At 58.4% G+C, this 20,855-nt stretch carries 20 protein-coding genes and 1 pseudogene; 14 read left to right on the plus strand and 7 right to left on the minus strand.

The genetic code is table 11. The features are described 5' to 3' along the window. Positions 1-14: 14 nt before the first annotated feature. The gene (pdxJ, locus tag HBN68_RS11295) at positions 15-758 is read left to right on the plus strand and encodes a pyridoxine 5'-phosphate synthase (RefSeq protein WP_169964126.1); all 744 of its coding nucleotides are present in this window, start codon (positions 15-17) and stop codon (positions 756-758) included. 104 nt (positions 759-862) lie between these two features. Here the strand turns inward: pdxJ and mltF are convergent, their stop codons facing one another. Next, positions 863-2,320, minus strand: coding sequence for a membrane-bound lytic murein transglycosylase MltF (mltF, locus tag HBN68_RS11300; RefSeq protein ID WP_094992491.1), 1,458 nt, complete (start codon positions 2,318-2,320; stop codon positions 863-865). A 285-nt stretch (positions 2,321-2,605) separates the two neighbouring features. Between mltF and purL the strand changes: the two genes are divergently transcribed. Together purL and HBN68_RS11310 are read left to right on the plus strand one after the other, a co-directional pair. Beyond that, a complete protein-coding gene (gene purL / locus HBN68_RS11305) occupies positions 2,606-6,502 on the plus strand; it encodes a phosphoribosylformylglycinamidine synthase (RefSeq protein ID WP_094992490.1) in 3,897 nt (1,298 codons plus the stop codon). Positions 6,503-6,507: 5 nt separating this feature from the next. Then, a complete protein-coding gene (locus HBN68_RS11310; protein WP_094992489.1) occupies positions 6,508-6,819 on the plus strand; it encodes a YqfO family protein in 312 nt (103 codons plus the stop codon). Between the two features lie 69 nt (positions 6,820-6,888). Here the strand turns inward: HBN68_RS11310 and HBN68_RS11315 are convergent, their stop codons facing one another. Both HBN68_RS11315 and HBN68_RS11320 read right to left on the minus strand, forming a co-directional pair. Beyond that, positions 6,889-7,455 carry a L,D-transpeptidase family protein gene (locus tag HBN68_RS11315; protein ID WP_094992488.1) on the minus strand — a complete coding sequence of 189 codons (567 nt, stop codon included), beginning with the start codon at positions 7,453-7,455 and terminating at the stop codon, positions 6,889-6,891. Between the two features lie 41 nt (positions 7,456-7,496). Beyond that, positions 7,497-8,054: an NUDIX hydrolase gene (locus HBN68_RS11320; RefSeq protein WP_094992487.1), complete on the minus strand. Its 558-nt coding sequence runs from the start codon at positions 8,052-8,054 to the stop codon at positions 7,497-7,499. Between the two features lie 145 nt (positions 8,055-8,199). On the opposite strand from HBN68_RS11320, the gene HBN68_RS11325 reads away from it, so the two are divergent. From HBN68_RS11325 to purT, 5 genes are all read left to right on the plus strand, one after another. Then, entirely contained in the window at positions 8,200-8,802 is a 603-nt protein-coding gene (locus HBN68_RS11325; protein ID WP_169964128.1) for a CoA pyrophosphatase, read from the plus strand. Positions 8,803-8,843: 41 nt separating this feature from the next. Beyond that, positions 8,844-9,368 (plus strand): gamma carbonic anhydrase family protein, encoded by a 525-nt coding sequence (locus HBN68_RS11330; protein WP_169964130.1) that lies wholly within the window; start codon positions 8,844-8,846, stop codon positions 9,366-9,368. Next, positions 9,365-9,574 carry a DUF1289 domain-containing protein gene (locus HBN68_RS11335; RefSeq protein ID WP_094992484.1) on the plus strand — a complete coding sequence of 70 codons (210 nt, stop codon included), beginning with the start codon at positions 9,365-9,367 and terminating at the stop codon, positions 9,572-9,574. The genes HBN68_RS11330 and HBN68_RS11335 overlap by 4 nt, the downstream gene beginning before the upstream one ends. Positions 9,575-9,660: 86 nt before the next feature. Beyond that, the gene (locus HBN68_RS11340; RefSeq protein ID WP_094992483.1) at positions 9,661-10,125 is read left to right on the plus strand and encodes a VUT family protein; all 465 of its coding nucleotides are present in this window, start codon (positions 9,661-9,663) and stop codon (positions 10,123-10,125) included. A 99-nt stretch (positions 10,126-10,224) separates the two neighbouring features. Further along, positions 10,225-11,406 carry a formate-dependent phosphoribosylglycinamide formyltransferase gene (gene purT / locus HBN68_RS11345; protein WP_169964132.1) on the plus strand — a complete coding sequence of 394 codons (1,182 nt, stop codon included), beginning with the start codon at positions 10,225-10,227 and terminating at the stop codon, positions 11,404-11,406. A gap of 56 nt (positions 11,407-11,462) precedes the next feature. Here the strand turns inward: purT and HBN68_RS11350 are convergent, their stop codons facing one another. The 3 genes and pseudogenes from HBN68_RS11350 to ccsA all read right to left on the minus strand — a co-directional run bounded on the left by HBN68_RS11350 (position 11,463) and on the right by ccsA (position 14,736). Next, positions 11,463-12,779: an MFS transporter gene (locus tag HBN68_RS11350; RefSeq protein ID WP_094992481.1), complete on the minus strand. Its 1,317-nt coding sequence runs from the start codon at positions 12,777-12,779 to the stop codon at positions 11,463-11,465. Between the two features lie 256 nt (positions 12,780-13,035). Beyond that, positions 13,036-13,776, minus strand: a pseudogene (locus tag HBN68_RS11355) (transporter associated domain-containing protein); the annotation flags it as partial. 147 nt (positions 13,777-13,923) lie between these two features. After that, positions 13,924-14,736, minus strand: coding sequence for a cytochrome c biogenesis protein CcsA (gene ccsA, locus HBN68_RS11360; protein WP_094992480.1), 813 nt, complete (start codon positions 14,734-14,736; stop codon positions 13,924-13,926). Positions 14,737-14,943: 207 nt separating this feature from the next. On the opposite strand from ccsA, the gene ffh reads away from it, so the two are divergent. The 6 genes from ffh to HBN68_RS11390 all read left to right on the plus strand — a co-directional run bounded on the left by ffh (position 14,944) and on the right by HBN68_RS11390 (position 19,028). Beyond that, entirely contained in the window at positions 14,944-16,320 is a 1,377-nt protein-coding gene (gene ffh, locus HBN68_RS11365) for a signal recognition particle protein (RefSeq protein WP_094992479.1), read from the plus strand. 250 nt (positions 16,321-16,570) lie between these two features. After that, positions 16,571-16,822 (plus strand): 30S ribosomal protein S16, encoded by a 252-nt coding sequence (gene rpsP, locus HBN68_RS11370; protein WP_019411651.1) that lies wholly within the window; start codon positions 16,571-16,573, stop codon positions 16,820-16,822. 5 nt (positions 16,823-16,827) lie between these two features. Continuing rightward, a complete protein-coding gene (rimM, locus tag HBN68_RS11375; protein ID WP_094992478.1) occupies positions 16,828-17,367 on the plus strand; it encodes a ribosome maturation factor RimM in 540 nt (179 codons plus the stop codon). 2 nt (positions 17,368-17,369) lie between these two features. Continuing rightward, entirely contained in the window at positions 17,370-18,122 is a 753-nt protein-coding gene (trmD, locus tag HBN68_RS11380) for a tRNA (guanosine(37)-N1)-methyltransferase TrmD (protein WP_094992477.1), read from the plus strand. Between the two features lie 45 nt (positions 18,123-18,167). Next, positions 18,168-18,518 carry a 50S ribosomal protein L19 gene (gene rplS / locus HBN68_RS11385; RefSeq protein WP_003440273.1) on the plus strand — a complete coding sequence of 117 codons (351 nt, stop codon included), beginning with the start codon at positions 18,168-18,170 and terminating at the stop codon, positions 18,516-18,518. A gap of 96 nt (positions 18,519-18,614) precedes the next feature. Further along, positions 18,615-19,028, plus strand: coding sequence for an acyl-CoA thioesterase (locus HBN68_RS11390; RefSeq protein WP_047277358.1), 414 nt, complete (start codon positions 18,615-18,617; stop codon positions 19,026-19,028). Positions 19,029-19,041: 13 nt separating this feature from the next. On the opposite strand, the gene HBN68_RS11395 is transcribed toward HBN68_RS11390, so the two are convergent. Beyond that, the gene (locus HBN68_RS11395) at positions 19,042-20,838 is read right to left on the minus strand and encodes a sodium:proton antiporter (protein WP_169964136.1); all 1,797 of its coding nucleotides are present in this window, start codon (positions 20,836-20,838) and stop codon (positions 19,042-19,044) included. Positions 20,839-20,855: the final 17 nt, after the last annotated feature.

Here is a 20,855-nt window from a genome sequence, read left to right on the forward strand (position 1 = left end):
TCAGGAGAGCCCTCGTGACCCAAAGCAATCGCATCCTTCTCGGCGTGAATATCGACCACGTAGCCACGCTGCGTCAGGCTCGGGGCACGCGTTACCCTGATCCGGTCAAGGCCGCGCTGGACGCTGAAGAAGCGGGCGCCGATGGCATCACCGTGCACCTGCGTGAGGACCGTCGTCACATTCAAGAGCGTGACGTGTTATTGCTCAAGGATGTGCTGCAAACCCGCATGAATTTCGAGATGGGCGTGACCGAAGAAATGATGGCGTTTGCCGAGCGCATTCGTCCGGCGCACATCTGTCTGGTGCCTGAAACCCGTCAGGAACTGACCACTGAGGGTGGGCTGGACGTGGCGGGGCAGGAAGCCCGGATCAAATCTGCGGTTGAGCGCCTGAGTCGGATTGGCTGTGAGGTGTCACTGTTTATCGATGCCGATGAGCGTCAGATCGAGGCGTCGAGACGCGTCGGTGCACCGGCGATTGAATTGCACACCGGTCGTTATGCCGATGCGCAAACCCCCACCGACGTGGCGCAAGAACTGCAGCGGGTAGCGCAAGGTGTGGCCTGTGGCCTGGCTCAAGGGCTGATCGTCAACGCCGGTCACGGTTTGCATTACCACAACGTTGAGGCCGTGGCCGCAATCAAAGGCATCAATGAGCTGAACATCGGTCATGCGTTGGTGGCACATGCTTTGTTCGTAGGCTTCAAGTCAGCCGTCTCGGAAATGAAAGCGTTGATCGTGGCCGCCGCCAAGCACTGAGAGCGTGAGCGTTTTCAAGTAAGGTAGTGTGCGCAATGCGTGCAGGCTCGATCGCTGGGTAAGCGATCGAAGCCTCGAATTGCGACAGCGATGAAGAATCGCAGTTACAACTGGGGTTCTTCTTTTGGCTTGGTTTTATCAATGCCGGGAATGTGCAGTTTGCTGTCGGCTGCCTGGTCGCCTTCAAGCTGTGGCTGCGTGGCCCATGTCAGGATGTCGTAGTAACGACGGATGTTGGCCACAAAGTGCACCGGTTCGCCGCCGCGGGCGTAGCCATAGCGGGTTTTGCTGTACCACTGCTTCTGCGCAAGGCGAGGCAGCATTTTTTTAACGTCCAGCCACTTGTTCGGATTCAAGCCTTCTTTCTTGGCCAGCTTGCGTGCGTCTTCGAGGTGCCCACCGCCCACGTTGTAGGCTGCCAGGGCAAACCAGGTGCGATCCGGCTCCTGGATGTCATCGTCCAGCTCGCTTTTGATCAGTGCCAGGTACTTGGCGCCGCCCTGAATGCTTTGTTTTGCATCCAGTCGATTGGCTACACCCATGGCCTGTGCGGTGTTCTGCGTCAACATCATCAGCCCCCGAACACCGGTTTTTGAGGTCACAGTCGGTTGCCAGAGGGATTCCTGATAGCCCATCGCTGCCAGTAGACGCCAGTCGATGCCTTCTTTCTTGGCAGCGTCCTTGAAAAACTTCTCATACTTGGGCAGTCGCTGCTGCAAGTGCTGGGCGAAGGTGTAGGCACCGACATAGCCCAGTACGTCCACATGGCCGTAATATCGGTCCTTGAGGCGTTGCAGCGTGCCGTTCTTTTCGACTTTGTCGAGGTAAGCATTGATCTCGTTCAGCAGGCTGTTGTCTTCGCCAGCCATCACTGCCCAGCGCTGGCTGCGGGCGTCACCCAGATCAAACGCGACGCGTACGTTGGGGAAGTACACCTGGTTCATGGCCACTTCGTTGGAGTCCACCAGGGTCAGGTCGATTTGCCCCTCATCGACCATGCGCAAAAGGTCGACCACTTCCACGGCGTCGGATTCGTCGTACTCAATGCCGGGGTATTGTTTCTTCAGTTCGGCGAGCTGTTCTGCGTGAGAGCTGCCTTTAAGGACGGTAATGCGTTTGCCCACCAGATCAGCAGCAGACGTCGGGCGCGACTGCCCGTTGCGGTAGATGATCTGTGGCGTCACTTCGAGGTAGGGGTGGGAAAACTTGGCTTGTTTGAGGCGATTCTCGCTGCTGACCAGTCCGGCAGCAGCCAGCACAGGGCCGTCAGGCTGGCCCAACTGGTTAAACATGTCGTCCAGATTGTCGGCGGTCTCGATTTTGAGTTCGACACCCAAGTCGTCGGCAAAGCGTTTGACCAACTCGTATTCAAAGCCGGTTTCGCCATTGCGGTCTTCAAAATAAGTGGCCGGGCTGTTACGAGTAATCACCCGCAGTACCCCGTCCTCCTTTACACGCTCAAGAGTGCTGGGTTTTTCAACGCAGGCACCGAGCATCAGGAAGAGTCCGGTTGCGAAGAGCCATTTGGCGCAGCGCGGGCGGATTGCTGATAAAGAAAACATGCGCGCAGTATACGCAAAGCAGGGCGGGTGCCATATCTCGACAATATGTAGCCATTCTGATAACAACTCCCAAAACCGCCCAAACCCTTGTGAAATGGGGCTTTGCAGGCCGTTCAAAGAGCTAAATCGACCAGCCGTCAGCGCGCTGATAGCCACAAAGAATAAGGCCCTGATCGATTAACGACGTTTGGCGTGCGCTTGGTGTGCCGTTTCGGGTGCCGAGGCCAACGGTTTACGTTAGAATGCCGGGCCTCAAAGCACACCCCTCCCGAGGCTGTCCCGAAGATGTTGATCCTGCGCGGCGCTCCTGCCCTTTCTGCCTTTCGCCACAACAAACTTCTCGCACAACTGAGCCAAAAGGTTCCAGCTGTCAGCGGTTTGTACGCTGAATTCGCCCACTTCGCCGATGTTAAAGGCGAATTGACCAGCGACGAGCAACTGGTACTGGCTCGTCTCCTCAAGTACGGTCCAAGTGTGCCGGTTCAAGAGCCGAGTGGCCGACTGTTCCTGGTGTTGCCGCGGTTTGGCACCATCTCGCCCTGGTCGAGCAAGGCCAGCGATATTGCCCGTAACTGTGGCCTGGCCAAGATCCAGCGCCTGGAGCGCGGCATTGCCTTCTATGTAGCCGGTCAATTGAGCGACGCCGACGCGCAGCTGATTGCCGATGCATTGCACGACCGCATGACGCAAATCGTGCTGGGCAACCTGGAGCAGGCTGCCGGTCTGTTCAGCCATGCCGAACCCAAGCCGCTGACAGCGATTGACGTGCTGGGTGGCGGGCGTGCTGCGCTGGAGAAGGCCAACGTCGAGTTGGGCCTGGCACTGGCAGAAGACGAAATTGATTACTTGGTCAATGCGTTCAACGGTCTGGGCCGCAACCCGCATGACATCGAACTGATGATGTTTGCCCAAGCCAACTCCGAGCATTGCCGCCACAAGATTTTCAACGCCAGTTGGGACATCGACGGCCAAAGTCAGGAAAAAAGCCTGTTTGGCATGATCAAAAACACCTACGTGATGCACAGCGAAGGTGTGCTGTCAGCTTATAAAGACAACGCGTCGGTGATTGTCGGTAGCGTGGCCGGGCGCTTCTTCCCGAACCCTGACACCCGTCAGTACGGTGCGGTGCAGGAGCCGGTGCACATCTTGATGAAAGTCGAGACGCACAACCACCCAACAGCCATTGCCCCGTTCCCGGGTGCAGCCACCGGTTCCGGCGGCGAGATTCGCGATGAAGGCGCTACCGGCCGTGGCGCCAAGCCAAAGGCCGGCCTCACCGGGTTTACCGTATCCAACCTGCAAATCCCTGGCTTTGAACAGCCGTGGGAAGTGCCGTACGGCAAGCCGGAGCGCATCGTCAACGCGCTGGACATCATGATCGAAGGCCCGCTGGGCGGCGCTGCGTTCAACAACGAATTCGGCCGTCCTGCGCTGACCGGCTACTTCCGTACATTTGAGCAATCGATCAGCACGCCCCACGGCGACGAAGTGCGCGGTTATCACAAACCGATCATGCTCGCGGGCGGCATGGGCAACATCCGCGCCGAACACGTTCAAAAAGGCGAAATCACTGTCGGCTCCAAGCTGATCGTGCTGGGCGGTCCGGCCATGCTGATTGGCCTGGGTGGCGGTGCCGCCTCTTCCATGGCCACGGGCGCAAGCTCGGCTGACCTGGACTTCGCTTCGGTACAGCGCGAAAACCCGGAAATGGAACGCCGCTGTCAGGAAGTCATCGACCGTTGCTGGCAGTTGGGTGACAAGAACCCGATCAGTTTCATCCATGACGTGGGCGCGGGCGGTCTGTCCAACGCGTTCCCGGAGCTGGTGAACGACGGCGACCGCGGTGGCCGTTTCGAACTGCGCAACATTCCGAACGACGAGCCGGGCATGGCCCCGCACGAAATCTGGAGCAACGAGTCACAGGAACGTTACGTGCTGGCGGTGGGCGTTGAGGACTTCGAACGCTTCCAGGCCATTTGCGAGCGCGAGCGTTGCCCGTTTGCCGTTGTTGGTGAAGCCACGGCCGAGCCGCAACTGACTGTGACCGACAGCCACTTCGGCAACAACCCGGTGGACATGCCGCTTGAAGTACTGCTGGGCAAAGCGCCCCGCATGCACCGTTCGGCAGTGCGCGAGCAGGAGCTGGGCGATGATTTCGACCCGGCTACACTGAGCATCGGCGAGTGCGTCGAGCGCGTTCTGCATCACCCGGCGGTAGCCAGCAAGAGCTTCCTGATCACCATTGGCGACCGCACCATTACCGGTCTGGTGGCTCGCGATCAAATGGTTGGCCCATGGCAAGTGCCGGTGGCTGACGTGGCCGTCACCGCCACCAGTTTTGACGTCTACACCGGCGAAGCCATGGCCATGGGCGAGCGCACACCGCTTGCACTGCTGGATGCGCCAGCTTCGGGCCGCATGGCCATCGGCGAGACCCTGACCAACATCGCAGCGTCGCGAATTGGCAAGCTGTCCGACATCAAAATGTCGGCCAACTGGATGTCTGCCGCCGGCCACCCGGGTGAAGACGCCCGTCTGTTCGACACCGTTAAGGCTGTCGGGATGGAATTGTGCCCTGAGCTGGGCATTACCATTCCGGTCGGCAAAGACTCCATGTCGATGCAAACCCGCTGGAACGAAGACGGTACCGAGAAAAGCGTCACCTCGCCGCTGTCGCTGGTTGTTACCGGATTTGCCCCAGTGGTGGATATCCGCCAGACGCTGACCCCCGAATTGCGCATGGACAAAGGCCTGACGGATTTGATCCTGATCGACCTGGGCCGTGGCCAGAACCGCATGGGCGCGTCCATCCTGGCGCAAACCTACGGCAAGCTGGGCAAGCAGGCGCCAGATGTCGACGACGCCGAAGACCTCAAAGCCTTCTTTGCCGTGATTCAGGGCCTCAATGCCGACGGCCATTTGCTGGCTTACCACGACCGTTCCGACGGCGGCCTGATGACCAGCGTGCTGGAAATGGCGTTCGCCGGTCATTGTGGCTTGAGCCTGACCCTCGATTGCCTGACGCAAAACGTCAGTGAAATCCCGGCCATCCTGTTCAACGAAGAGCTGGGCGCAGTGATTCAGGTGCGTCAGGATGCGACGGCCGAAGTACTGGCTCAGTTCAGCGTTGCTGGCTTGGGTGAATGTGTGGCCGTGATCGGCCAGCCGCTGAACAACAGCGAAGTCACCATCAGCCTCAAGGGCGAAACTGTTTTCGAAGGCCAGCGTGGTGCTTTGCAACGTCAGTGGGCAGAAACCAGCTACCAGATCCAGCGCCTGCGTGATAACGCCGAGTGCGCCGATCAGGAATTCGACGTGCTGCTGGAAGAAGACAACCCGGGCCTGACGGTCAAGCTCGGCTTTGACGTCAACCACAACATCAGCGCGCCTTACATCAAGAAAGGCATTCGCCCGCAAGTGGCGGTTCTGCGTGAACAGGGCGTCAACGGTCAGGTTGAAATGGCGGCAGCGTTTGACCGGGCCGGTTTCAACGCCATTGACGTGCACATGAGCGACATTCTGGCTGGTCGTGTCGACCTGAACGAATTCAAAGGCATGGTGGCCTGCGGTGGCTTCTCTTACGGCGACGTGCTGGGTGCCGGTGAAGGCTGGGCCAAGTCCGCGCTGTTCAACACCCGTGCGCGGGATGCGTTCCAGAGCTTCTTCGAGCGCTCCGACAGCTTCTCGCTGGGTGTGTGCAACGGTTGCCAGATGATGTCCAACCTCAGTGAGCTGATTCCGGGCAGCGAGTTGTGGCCGCACTTTGTGCGTAACCGCTCCGAGCAGTTCGAAGCCCGTGTAGCCATGGTGCAGGTGCAGGAGTCGAACTCGATCTTCCTGCAAGGCATGGCCGGGTCGCGCATGCCAATCGCCATTGCGCACGGCGAAGGTCATGCTGAATTCGCCAGTGAAGAAGCCATGTTGCAAGCGGACCTGTCCGGCGCAGTAGCGCTGCGTTTCGTCGATAACCACGGCAAAGTCACTGAAAGCTACCCGGCCAACCCGAACGGTTCGCCGCGCGGGATTACCGGTCTGACCAGCCGTGACGGTCGCGTGACCATCATGATGCCGCACCCGGAGCGTGTTTTCCGTGCCGTGCAAAACTCGTGGCGTCCTGAAGAGTGGAACGAAGATGCGCCATGGTTGCGCATGTTCCGTAACGCTCGCGTCTGGGTGGATTAAGCGCGATGTACAAGCTCAGCTTTTTCGTGCCTCCCAGCCACATAGATGGGGTCAAGGATGCCGTATTCGCTGCCGGTGGCGGCCGTATCGGCAACTACGACCACTGTGCCTGGCAGACCCTGGGCCAAGGCCAGTTTCGCGCGCTGGACGGCAGTCAGCCGTTCATCGGGCAAACCGGCACGGTTGAATATGTTGGGGAATGGAAAGTTGAGCTGGTGGTTGCCGATGAGCTGATCCAGGCAGTGGTGGCTGCGCTCAAGCTCAGCCACCCGTACGAAACGCCTGCTTATGAGGTGTGGCGGCTGGCTGATTTTTAGTCGGGAACTGCAATAAAAAACCCGCTGAACCGGTAACGGTCAGCGGTTTTTTTTATGGCGCGAGAGGGGTTACGGGCGAATTTCGACCATCGTGCCGTCTTTGGTCAGGTTCCACACCTCACGCATTTCATAGTTCTTCATGGCGATGCAGCCGTCAGTCCAATCCAGCGTATGAAACAGGTTTTCCGGGTTTTCTTCGGTGTCCGGTGTGCCGTGAATCATGATCATTGAACCCGGGCTCACACCTTCACGGCGGGCCTGTGCGGCATCGCTGATGTTGGGATAAGAGATGTGCATGGCGAGGTTGAATTTCTCACTTTTCTTGCGCCAGTCGACCCAGTAAAGGCCTTCCGGAGTGCGCTTGTCGCCTTCGCGGGTTTTTGGCCCCTTGGGTTGCTTGCCCAATGAGATGCGGTATGTCCTGATGGGTTTGCCGTTGCTGATCAACTGCAACTGACGGGCCGACTTGAGCACGAGGATTTTTTCCACCGGCTGACCGGCGCGGGCGGGCTGCGACGAAAGATGCGGCTGGATCACTTCATTTTTATCGACGGGCTTGCCGTTGATGGTGACGACAACGGCGGCTTGGCACGTAACAGCAAATGACAGACAGAGTGCGGTAAACAACCAACGCATGGAGCGGTATCCCTAGAGGTGCAGTGGGGTGACGAACACGTTTACTGTTGAGGTTTGACCAAGCCTGCCAAGGGCGGCACGGCTTCGCTGCGCACCGGATAGGTTTGCCCCGGCCGGTCAGCGAAAAAGCATTCTAAGGTACGGCTGACCGTGCGAAAAGCCAGCTCTGACCAAGGGATATCGGCTTCGTCGAACAGGCGCACTTCAAGGCTCTCTTCACCGGCCGCAAAATCGCGGTTCAGCAGTTCGGCACGGTAGAAAATATGCACCTGATTGATGTGCGGTACATCGATCAAGGTATAGATGCTCAGGTTCGCGACTTCGGCACAGGCTTCTTCGCGGGTTTCACGTTGCGCGGCCTGCTCAACGGTTTCGCCGTTCTCCATGAAGCCGGCGGGCAGCGTCCAGAACCCTTTACGGGGTTCGATCGCGCGCCTGCACAGCAACACTTGGGTGCCCCACGTTGGTACGCACCCGGCAACGATGTTCGGGTTTTGGTAGTGAATGGTCTGGCAGTGGTCGCACACGTAGCGCAGGCGCGAATCACCCTGCGGGATGTGTTGGCTGACGGAATGGCCGCACTGGCTGCAAAATTTCATGCTGAGCTCTCTGGTGTGGCGCCTATCTTGGCGGTTCAGGCGGGGCTTGGGCAAGTGCCGCATGGCGTGCTGCGACAGTGTGGGGCTTGGGTGCATTGGGTGATTTGGTGCATGATGCCCGATAAGTGACGGATCGAGATGACCTATGCTGGACGAGCTGCTTGGCCGCGTGAGCCGCTACACCCCGCGAACGCTGGTGACAGAGCGCAATTTCCCCGAGGCTGCCGTATTGCTGCCGGTGACCCGCAGTGATAAGCCTGAATTAATATTGACCCTGCGCGCCAGCGGCCTCTCAACCCATGGGGGCGAGGTGGCCTTCCCCGGTGGCCGACGTGACCCCGAAGACCCGGACCTTGTGTTTACGGCCCTGCGCGAAGCTGAAGAAGAAATCGGTCTGCCGCCGGGGCTGGTGGAAGTCATTGGCCCGCTGAGCCCATTGATTTCCCTGCACGGCATTCGAGTGACGCCCTATGTCGGGGTTGTTCCTGACTATGTCGAATACCTGGCCAACGATGCGGAAATCGCGGCTGTGTTCAGCGTTCCTCTGGACTTCTTCCGCCAGGACCCCCGTGAACACACGCACCGTATCGACTATCAAGGCCGCAGTTGGTTTGTGCCGAGTTACCGCTTTGGTGTGTACAAGATCTGGGGGCTGACCGCGATCATGATCGTCGAGTTGATGAACTTGCTTTATGACGACGTGAATATCAACCTGCATACCCCGCCAGAACGTTTTATCACTTTCTAGAACCCTGCTCACAGGGTCATGCCTGCCTTGAGGACTTTGCCATGAAATACCGTTTGGGCGACGCATGCGTCGACACCCACCCTGACAGTTGGACAGCACCCAATGCCACGCTGATCGGTAACGTGCGGCTGGAAGAGGGCGCCAGCGTGTGGTTTAACGCCGTGTTACGGGGTGATAACGAACTGATCCTCATCGGTAAGGACAGCAACGTGCAGGACGGTGCCGTGATGCATACCGACATGGGCTATCCGCTGACCTTGGGCACGGGCGTGACCATCGGCCATAACGCCATGCTGCATGGCTGCACGGTCGGCGATTACAGCCTGATCGGCATCAATGCAGTGATCCTTAACGGCGCCAAAATTGGCAAACACTGCATCATTGGCGCGAACGCGCTGATCGGCGAAGGCAAGGTTATCCCAGAGGGTTCGCTGGTCATGGGGTCGCCAGGCAAAGTGGTCCGCGACCTGACTGACGAGCAAAAAGCGTTGCTGCAAGCCGGTGCCGCCCATTACGTGAAAAATGCCCAGCGTTACGCCCGCGACCTTGCAGAGCAGTCATCGTGAGTGAACAGGAGCGTCCGGTAGCGTCCCCCTGCGTGAGCATTTGCGCGCTGGACGACAATGACGTGTGCACCGGATGCCAGCGTACCGTGGCTGAAATCACCCGCTGGAGCCGCATGACCAACGCTGAACGCCGCGACGTGCTGGTGTTGTGCCATGAGCGGGCCGCGTCCAGTGGCGTGATGTGGATGATGAACGGCCCGGTTTGACCTGTGTGGTCGCTGCGCCAGCGACTACAAATACAGGCATGACTCAAGTACCCTGTGCGCCTTGCCCAGAGGTGTCTCCCGTTACCATGCTGTATCTCATCGCGTATATCGCCAGCGTTGTGCTCATCAACTACGCGTTTTCTACGGCGCCGCATCTGGACATCATCTGGTCGGCCTGGGGCGGGCTGGTATTCATCCTGCGCGACATGGTGCAAACCCGCTTTGGTCATGGGGCCCTAGTGGCCATGCTGGCGGCGCTGGTTTTGTCCTATATCACTTCCGACCCTTCCATTGCCTTGGCCAGCGCCACTGCGTTTGCCGTGTCAGAGTGCATTGACTGGTTGGTGTTCACCGTCACTAAGCGCCCATTGCATGACCGGCTGTGGATCAGTTCAGCGCTGAGCATACCGATTGATACCTTCATTTTCTTTGGCATGATCGATGCTTTTACCCCCGGCGTGATCCTGACGGCCATGGGCTCGAAGTTTGCGGGCGTGACCTGCGTGTGGCTGGCCATGGCCTGGAGAATGCGCAAAGCAACGGCCCAATAAGGTCACGCGGCCCGGATCATGTAAAATGCCGGCCTTTCTCCCCCAGCAGGCGCTGGCCTGGCGAGCGCCTTCGATGATTTGTTTCCTTGAGGACCTGAAATGACCCGTATCGGAACTCCACTGTCGCCGACCGCGACCCGCGTATTGCTGTGCGGCTGCGGCGAGCTGGGTAAAGAAGTTGTCATCGAATTGCAGCGTTTGGGTGTCGAAGTGATTGCCGTTGATCGCTACGCGCATGCCCCCGCCATGCAAGTGGCGCACCGCAGCCACGTGATCAACATGCTCGACGGCGCCGCCTTGCGGGCCGTGATCGAAGCTGAGAAACCGCACTTCATCGTGCCGGAAATCGAAGCCATCGCTACCGCCACATTGGTCGAACTGGAGGCTGAAGGCTTTACCGTCATCCCCACAGCCCGCGCCACGTCGTTGACCATGAACCGTGAAGGCATCCGTCGTCTGGCCGCCGAAGAGCTGGACCTGCCGACCTCGCCCTATCACTTTGCAGATACATTCGAAGACTACAACCGTGCCGTGCAAGACCTCGGGTTTCCCTGTGTGGTCAAGCCGGTCATGAGTTCTTCGGGCAAAGGCCAGAGCCTGCTACGCGGCACTGATGATGTGCAAAAAGCCTGGGATTACGCGCAAGAGGGCGGCCGCGCGGGTAAAGGTCGCGTCATCATCGAAGGCTTTATCGACTTTGATTACGAAATCACCTTGCTCACTGTGCGCCACGTCGGCGGCACGACATTCTGTGCGCCGGTGGGGCATCGTCAGGAGAACGGCGACTATCAAGAGTCGTGGCAGCCGCAGGCCATGAGCCCGATTGCGCTGGCTGAATCCGAGCGCGTTGCCAAGGCCGTCACAGAGGCACTCGGCGGGCGCGGTTTGTTCGGCGTCGAGCTGTTCATCAAAGGTGATCAGGTCTGGTTCAGCGAAGTCTCGCCGCGTCCGCATGACACGGGGCTGGTCACGCTGATTTCTCAGGACTTGTCGCAGTTTGCGCTGCACGCCCGCGCCATACTGGGGCTGCCGATCCCCTTGATTCGTCAGTTCGGGCCGTCCGCGTCGGCGGTCATTCTGGTGCAAGGCCAGTCCACCCAGACGGCTTTTGCCAACCTGGGTGCCGCGCTGAGCGAGCCTGATACGGCATTGCGCCTGTTTGGCAAACCTGAAGTCAGCGGTCAGCGTCGCATGGGCGTAGCCCTGGCCCGTGACGAGTCGATTGAGGCCGCGCGTGCCAAAGCCACACGTGCCGCCCAGGCCGTGGTTGTCGAGCTGTAAACCCTTGTGCGTCGCTGCCGTACTTGGCGGCAGCGACGACGAGTTTTAAAGCATCTTCACGCGACCCTGTTCAGGTCAGCTTCCCTTGTTTCCTTCAGGCACAGCACAGCAATCAGGCTGAGTAGCGCTGCCCCTGATACGTACCCGCCTACCCAGCTCAAACCACCCATGCTGACCAGCTTTTGGGCGAAGAACGGTGCCGCAGACGCGCCGACAATCCCGCCCAGGTTGTACGCGGCCGACGCGCCGGTATAGCGCACGCGGGTGGGGAACAGCTCCGGCAGCAGCGCCCCCATCGGCGCAAACGTAACGCCCATCAAGAACAGTTCAATACACAAAAACAGCGCCACGCCCCATGTGGTGCCGTGGGTGAGCAACGGCTCCATCAAAAAACCCGACAGCAATGCCAGTACGCCACCGACGATGAGCACCGGTTTACGTCCCCAGCGGTCGCTGGCCCAGGCCGCGAGCGGCGTTGCCGCTGCCATGAACAGCACGGCAAAGCACAGCAGGCCAAGGAACGTTTCGCGGGTGTAGCCCAAGGTCGACACCCCGTAACTCAGGGAAAACACTGTCGAGATATAGAACAGCGCGTAACACACCACCATTGAAGCCGCGCCCAGCAGCATCGGCGCCCAGTATTGGCTGAACAGCTCGATGATCGGCATTTTTACCCGTTCGTGTTGCGCCACGGCTTTGGCAAATACCGGCGTTTCTTCAAGTTTGAGGCGCACATACAAACCTACCATCACCAGGGCTGCGCTCAGCAGGAATGGAATTCGCCAGCCCCAGGCGCGGAACTGCTCATCGCTGAGGGTCATGGCCAACGTCAAAAACAAGCCATTGGCCGCCAGAAAACCAATCGAGGGGCCTAGCTGCGGGAACATGCCGAACCAGGCACGTTTGCCTTTTGGCGCGTTTTCAGTGGCCAGCAGCGCTGCTCCGCCCCATTCCCCACCCAGACCAAGGCCTTGGCCAAAACGTAGCACGCACAACAGGATGGGGGCCCAGGCACCGATCGTGGCATAGCCCGGCAGCACGCCAATCAGCGTGGTGCACACGCCCATCAGCAGCAGCGAGGCCACCAGCGTGGACTTGCGACCGATGCGGTCGCCGTAATGGCCAAACAGAAATGAGCCCAGCGGGCGTGCGAGAAAAGCGATACCGAAGGTCAGAAAAGCCGACAACATTTGCGCGGTGCCGGATGTCTGCGGAAAGAACACCGGCCCGATGACCAGCGCGGCGGCCGTCGCGTAGACATAAAAGTCGTAGAATTCGATGGCCGTTCCGATAAAGCTGGCGGTGGCCACACGGGTGGCTGAATTGGCCGGTTTCTCGGACGCAGCTTCGCTGTAAGTGGTGCTGGTGGTCATGTGCATATCCCTGACAGTTATGTGCTCATGGCTGGCCTGCGCGGGGAGCGAGGCGAGGCTGAGCGATTGTTATGGTCGTTGGCCCCGAGGGATAACAGGGTGCAAGCGCCGTTCGGGATGGGAACGCACGCAGGTACTGCGAACAACAACCCGCCGGGGACGCGGCGCGCGGGTAGCACGCCTGTTGGCGGGGCTTGGGTAAGCGGGGATGATTATAGGGAGCCGTGCCGGAATCGAACAAGGCCCTGCGCGGCGATCAGGCCGCGGGCTTGACGCTGTTGTGCCAGATCAATACGCGGCTGACACGGTTGTCTTCGGTTTCGAGGATTTCCAGTCGATAGCGGCCGATCTTCAGGCATACCGTGGTTTCCGGGATGGTTTCCAGGGCTTCGGTGACCAGCCCGTTCAGGGTTTTCGGTCCGTCGCACGGCAGCTGCCAGCCCAGGCTTTTATTCAGCTCGCGAATGGATGCCGCGCCGTCTACCACGTAGCGGCCATCGGGCAGCGGCTCGATATGCGGGTTGTCGACGTTTTGCTCGTTTTCGAACTCGCCTACGATCTCTTCGAGGATGTCTTCAAGGGTCACAATCCCGAGTACTTCGCCGTATTCATCCACCACGATGCCGATCCGACGCTGCTGTTTGTGAAAGTTCAGCAGTTGCAAATGCAGCGGGGTGCTTTCAGGGATGAAGTAGGGTTCGTGGCAAACGGCCAGAATCGCCTCTTTGGTCAGGCTGGCGTCCGGCAGCATGTGCTGGATATGGCGCGTGTTGAGGATCGCTTCAACTTGGTTAATGTCGTTATGAAACACCGGCAGGCGCGTGCGTTTGGTTTGGCGTAACTGCTCGATCAGGTCCTCTATCGGGTCGTCGAGGTTAAGGCCTTCGACCTCGCTCCGCGGGATCAGGATGTCATTGACCGTGATGTTATCCAGCGCGTGAATGCCGGCCAGTAAGGGCGGACGATTGTTGGGTTCATCGTCTTCCTCGGGCAGGGCGCTGTGAAGCGAGTGGGGCTCGGCACGCTGAACCACGGATCGCGACTTGCGCGACAGCAGACCAATAAAAAATCCCAGCCCTGCAAACACCAGAGCCAATAAGGCCAGCAGCGGCCCGGGGGGCAAGCTATCCATAATCATCGCCCGTCAAATATGCAGAATGTATTCGCGAACCAGCTTGCTGCCAAAATAGGCCAGCATCAGCAGGCAGAACCCGGCAAACGTCCAGCGGATGGCTTTGTGGCCTCGCCACCCGAGGTGATGGCGACCCCACAACAGCACGCTGAACACGATCCAGGCCAGGCACGCCAGCAGTGTTTTATGCACCAGATGTTGAGCAAACAGGTTGCCCAGGAACAACCAGCCCGAAATCAGCGACAGCGACAGCAGCGTCCAGCCTGCCCACAAGAAACCGAACAGCAGGCTTTCCATGGTTTGCAGGGGCGGGAAGTTTTTGATCAGGCCCTTGGGGTGCTTGTGTTTGAGCTGGTGGTTCTGCAGTGACAGTAGCAGCGCCTGAAACACCGCAATGGTGAACATGCCGTATGCCAAAATCGACAGCAGGATATGGGCCAGGATACCGGGCTCTTCATTAATGACTTGTACCGTGCCGGGCGGGGCGAATTCGGACAGCAGCACTGTCAGGGCCCCCAGCGGGTATAGAAGCAGTAGTAGATTCTCGACCGGGATGCGGGCGCAGGCGACCAGCGTTACTGCTATCACGGCGACCGCAATCAGGCTGGCGGCGCTGAAAAAATCCAGCTCCAGACCGGCAGGGGTCATCAAATGGGTAAAAAGGCTCGCGGCGTGAGTGATGACGGCAAGAATGCCGAGCGTCACCAACAGGCGTTTGTTTGCCTTTGCGCCATGGCGCAAGCAATTGCCTTGATAGAATGTCGCAGCGGCGTAAAGACACGCGGCGGCTAGGCTGGGGAGCAAACTCGGTGACAAGGGGAGCATAAATCCTGTTAGGCAAGCCCGAAAGGGCTGAGTTTGGCATACAACCGCCTGAACACGAAAGCCACATAAGCTGACGGTAAGGTGTCCGCCGCGATCAGTCTTCGCTATAATCCGCGACCTGCCCACGCCGCAGGCTCGCCGAGCATCAGTTTTACACGGGCTGGGCCGCAATAACCCCGGTCTACTTTGGGCCTGAAAGGATCGCGCATGTTTGAAAATTTAACCGACCGTCTCTCGCAGACGCTGCGCCATGTCACCGGCAAGGCCAAGCTGACCGAGGACAATATCAAAGACACCCTGCGCGAAGTGCGCATGGCGTTGCTGGAAGCCGACGTGGCTTTGCCAGTGGTCAAAGACTTCGTCAACGCGGTCAAAGAGCGCGCTGTCGGCACTGAAGTGTCGCGCAGCCTGACGCCGGGCCAGGCGTTTGTGAAGATCGTCCAGGCTGAACTTGAAAGCCTGATGGGTGCGGCGAACGAGGACCTGATCCTCAACGTCACGCCGCCTGCCGTGATTTTGATGGCCGGTTTGCAGGGCGCGGGTAAAACCACCACCGCCGGCAAGCTGGCGCGCTTCCTTAAAGAGCGCAAAAAGAAAACCGTCATGGTCGTGTCCGCCGACGTGTATCGTCCGGCGGCGATCAAGCAGCTGGAAACCCTGGCGGGTGAAGTGGGCGTGACTTTCTTCCCGTCCGACATCAGCCAGAAGCCGGTGGCCATTGCGCAAGCAGCTATAAATGAAGCGCGGCTCAAGTTCATTGATGTCGTGATCGTCGATACCGCCGGTCGCCTGCACATCGACGCCGACATGATGGCTGAGATTCAGGAGTTGCACGCGGCGGTCAAGCCAGCTGAAACCCTGTTTGTGGTAGATGCCATGACCGGCCAGGACGCCGCCAACACGGCCAAGGCCTTTGGTGATGCGCTGCCGCTGACCGGTGTGATCCTGACCAAGGTCGATGGTGACGCCCGTGGCGGTGCGGCGCTGTCGGTGCGCGCCATCACGGGCAAGCCGATCAAGTTCCTCGGCATGGGCGAGAAGAGCGATGCGCTCGACCCGTTCCATCCGGATCGTATTGCGTCACGTATTTTGGGCATGGGCGATGTGCTCAGCCTTATCGAGCAAGCCGAACAGACCCTCGATAAAGAAAAAGCCGACAAGCTGGCTAAAAAGCTCAAAAAAGGCAAAGGCTTCGACCTCGAAGATTTTCGCGATCAACTGCAACAGATGAAAAACATGGGCGGCCTTGGCGGCCTCATGGACAAGCTGCCGAACATGGGTGGCGTGAATCTGGCGCAAATGGGCAATGCCCAGGGCGCAGCAGAAAAGCAATTCAAGCAAATGGAAGCCATCATCAACTCCATGACCCCGGCCGAGCGTCGTGACCCTGACCTGATCAGCGGTTCGCGCAAACGTCGTATTGCCATGGGTTCCGGCACGCAAGTGCAGGACATCGGGCGCTTGATCAAGCAGCACAAGCAGATGCAAAAGATGATGAAGAAATTTTCTACCAAAGGCGGCATGGCCAAAATGATGCGCGGCATGGGCTCGATGATGCCCGGCGGCGGCATGCCGAAAATGTAATTCACCTGTGCAAGCGCTTGCGCTTGCACAGCTCGCAGTCCTGCGAGATCTCCAGCAAACCCGCACTGTGCGGGAGCTGACTTGCCGCCATTCGTGGCGGCCTTATAGCAGATCTGGATGTAACGCCACGTAGGCGCCAGAAAAAGACATTTGCAAAAGTCCGGATATTCCTTAGAATATGCGGCCTTTCGGGCACCTATGCCCGCTGTGCATTTAGATTTGCAGCACCGACTACAGGAAAGATCTACACATGCTAACAATCCGTCTTGCCCTTGGCGGCTCCAAAAAGCGCCCGTTTTACCACTTGACCGTTACCGACAGCCGTAACCCACGTGACGGTTCCCACAAGGAACAAATTGGCTTCTTCAACCCGGTTGCTCGTGGTCAAGAAGTTCGTTTCTCCGTTAAAGAAGACCGCCTCGCCTACTGGCTGAGCGTTGGTGCCCAACTGTCTGAGCGTGTTGCTCAGCTGGTTAAAGAAAACGCTAAGGCTGCGGCCTGAGCAATATGAGCGTGACGCCTGAAACTGCTGATGATTTGATCGTTATCGGCAAAATCTACTCAATTCACGGCGTGCGCGGCGAAGTGAAGGTTTATTCCTTTACGGATCCAATTGATAACCTGTTGGACTACAAAAAGCTGACGCTTCGGCGTGGCAATGATGTACGACAGGCAGAGCTGGTCAGTGGCCGTTCTCATAACGGCAAGTTTCTGGTCGTGAAGCTCAAGGGTCTTGATGATCGTGATGAAGCAGGTCTTCTTCGCGAATTTGAGATCTGCGTGCCGCGCAACCTGTTTCCTGAGCTGACCGAAGGCGAGTACTACTGGTACCAGCTGCAGGGTCTTAAAGTGACCAACCTCGAAGGGCAATTGCTCGGCAAGGTTGTTGATCTGATGGAAACTGGCTCGAACGATGTCATGGAAGTCAAACCTTGCCCAGGTAGCCTGGACGATCGTGATCGCTTGTTGCCCTATACAGAGCAATGCGTGTTGAGCATCGACCTGGAAGCGGGCGAGATGAAGGTGGATTGGGATGCGGACTTCTAAGCGTGGCTAAATTGCGCGTAGAAGTGATCAGTTTGTTTCCCGAAATGTTTTCCGCCATCAGCGACTACGGCATCACCAGTCGCGCGGTGAAACAAGGGCTCTTGCAGCTCACCTGTTGGAATCCGCGAGACTACACAACGGACCGGCATCACACTGTGGACGATCGCCCATTTGGCGGTGGTCCGGGCATGGTGATGAAGATCAAGCCTCTGGAAGATGCGCTGGTTCAGGCCAGAAACGCAGCCGGAGAGGCGGCGAAGGTAATTTATCTGTCGCCCCAAGGCCGTCAACTGAATCAGTCGGCGGTACGCGAACTGGCGAATGAGGAAGCATTAATCCTCATTGCAGGTCGTTATGAAGGCATTGACGAGCGTTTTATAGACGCTTATGTCGATGAAGAGTGGTCGATTGGCGACTATGTATTGTCTGGCGGCGAGCTGCCGGCAATGGTTCTGATTGATGCGGTTACACGACTGCTGCCTGGAGCTTTAGGGCATGCGGACTCCGCCGAGGAAGATTCCTTTACGGATGGTCTGCTTGATTGCCCGCACTACACCCGACCGGAGGTGTATGCGGATCAGCGTGTTCCCGACGTATTGCTTAGTGGCAATCATGCACACATCCGGCGTTGGCGTTTGCAGCAGTCCCTTGGGCGGACCTACGAACGACGCGCCGATCTTCTGGAAAGCCGCTCGCTTTCTGGAGAAGAGAAGAAGCTGCTCGAGGAATACATCCTCGCGCGGGACGATAGTTAACAACGTATCGATGGTAGATCCGACGATCTACCTTAGGAGCACAGCATGACTAACAAAATCATCCTTGCACTCGAAGCAGAGCAGATGACTAAAGAGATCCCTCCTTTTGCCCCGGGCGACACCATCGTCGTTCAGGTGAAAGTGAAGGAAGGCGATCGTTCGCGTCTGCAAGCTTTCGAAGGTGTAGTGATTGCCAAGCGTAACCGTGGCGTGAACAGTGCTTTCACTGTTCGTAAAATCTCCAACGGTGTTGGCGTAGAGCGTACTTTCCAGACCTACAGCCCGCAAATCGACAGCATGGCTGTGAAGCGTCGCGGTGACGTTCGTAAAGCCAAGCTGTACTACCTGCGTGACCTGTCCGGTAAAGCAGCTCGCATCAAGGAAAAACTGGCTTAAGTCCAGCTTCCTGATGCAGAAAAAAGCAGCCTTCGGGCTGCTTTTTTGTTGCCTGAAATTTGTCAGACCTTTGTCCAGTTGTAGGTAGTAAAAAGCATGACTCCGCGTGAGCAAGAGATTCAACGTCGTACAGAACTGTCAGTCACCCGCATCACAAAAGCCGTATTCCCTTCGACCACCAATCACCACAACACGCTGTTTGGCGGCACTGCACTGGCCTGGATGGATGAGGTGTCGTTCATTGCCGCGACCCGTTTCTGTCGCCTGCCACTGGTGACGGTGTCCACTGACCCCATCAATTTCAATCACCCGATCGCAGCGGGCTCAATCGTTGAGTTGGTGGGGCGCGTGGTGAAAGTGGGCAACACCAGCCTTAAAGTAGAGGTGCAGGTGTACGTTGAGAGTATGAGCAGCGACGGGCGTGAACTCGCGATCCAGGGCTTGTTCAGCTTTGTGGCCATCGACGACGACAAGCGCCCTGTGCCCGTGCTGCCGGGCTTTGCCCAGTAATAACTGGCGCCCGTTACGCGGGCCTGATCAATGCCAGTAATGTCCAGCCAGCCTCGGGGATCACGTCGCTTTGCGGCGTGATCACGTGTATCCAGCCTGATGTGTCCCGGGCAAACAGTAGGTTTGCACGTTCCCCGTGCAGCGCCTGATAGTCTTCCCAGGTGAACGCGTCTGTGAGGTGTGTGCTGTACATCTGCGCGCCCTGATTGAGTTCACTCAGCAATTGACTGTACGTCAGCGCATGATCCCCGAGCGCCCGCCCCCGGTGTTGATGGATGGCCCGGTGTTTATCCGAGCGACGGCTCTCCTGGCTGTTGGCCAGTGCAAACAGGCGATGCGGCCCGAACTCATGACGAAAACGCATGGCGGCCAGCGCATTGAGTTCGCCGGAAGGGGACAGCCCGAGCAGGTGCCCTAACCCGACCAGATCCAGGTGCGATTCGGCATGCTCTGACGCCGGGTTACCGAAGTAAGTCGGCAGGTTTTCCATGCGGGCCGCGCGAATGTTCTCCCAACTCGAATCCGTCAGCAGCACCCGACTGCCCAATTGCTGCAAGGCTTTGCCTATCACGCGGGCCGGGCCGTTGGCGCCGACAATCAAAAAACCGCTGGGAGGTGGCTCGGCCACCTTGAGCAAGCGTGCGAGCGGTCGGGCTGTAGCGCTTTGCACGATGACAGTGCCGATGATGACTGCGAAGGTCAGAGGCACCAGTAACAGTGCCCCTTGGTGACCGGCTTCGTCCAGGCGGATGGCAAAAATGGCCGATACCGCAGCGGCCACAATGCCACGCGGTGCAATCCAGGCGAGGAGGGTGCGCTCACGCCAGTTCAGTTTTGAGCCACATGTCGAGAGCAGCACATTCAGCGGGCGTGCAATAAATTGAATGACCAGCAGCAAGACCAGCACTGCCGGGCCCAAGCCAATCATGGCGTGCAGGTCAAGGCGCGCGGCGAGCAGAATGAACAGGCCTGAGATCAGGAAAACGCTGAGGTTTTCCTTGAAGTGCAGAATGTTGCGCACATCCACACCTTTCATATTGGCCATCCACATGCCCATCAGCGTGACGGCCAGCAGACCGGACTCATGCATGACCTGATTGGAGGCAATGAACACGGCCAGCACGGTCGCCAATGTGGCAAGGCTTTGCAAGTATTCGGGCAGCCATTGCTTGCGTAACACGTGCCCTGATACCCAGCCGCCCACGATCCCGAACAGGCTGCCGCACACAATCACGCCGCCAAATGTCAGCAAGCTGTGGCTCAAGCCATCGCCCGAAGCGCGGGCAATGATGAAGCTATAGACCACCACGGCGAGCAAGGCACCAATCGGGTCAATGACAATCCCTTCCCAGCGCAAAATATTGGCAATCGACGCCTTGGGCCGCACCACGCGCAGCATCGGTACGATGACCGTCGGCCCGGTGACCAGCGTCAGGGTGCCGAACAACAATGCCAGTAGCCAGTCAAAACCCAGTAGCCAATGAGTGGCCACGGTAATGACGGCCCAGGTCGACAGTGCTCCCAAGGTGACAAGACGACGGACAACCGTGCCAATTTCACGCCATTCGGACAGGTGCAGCGTCAGGCTTCCCTCAAACAGGATCAAGGCCACCGACAACGACACCAGCGGCATCAGCAGCGGGCCAAACAGTGTTTGCGGGTCTAGCCAACCCAGTACCGGTCCAAGCACGATGCCTGTTAGCAACAAGAACAGGATGGCCGGCAGTTTCAGGCGCCAGGCCAGCCATTGGCAGCCCAGCGCAGCGATTCCGATGCCCCCAAACGCCAGAAGGATCTGTTGTTCATTCATAAAGCGTCCCTTGGGGG

The organism is Pseudomonas sp. WS 5078 (assembly GCF_012985745.1).
GTDB classification, from domain to species: domain Bacteria; phylum Pseudomonadota; class Gammaproteobacteria; order Pseudomonadales; family Pseudomonadaceae; genus Aquipseudomonas; species Aquipseudomonas lundensis_A.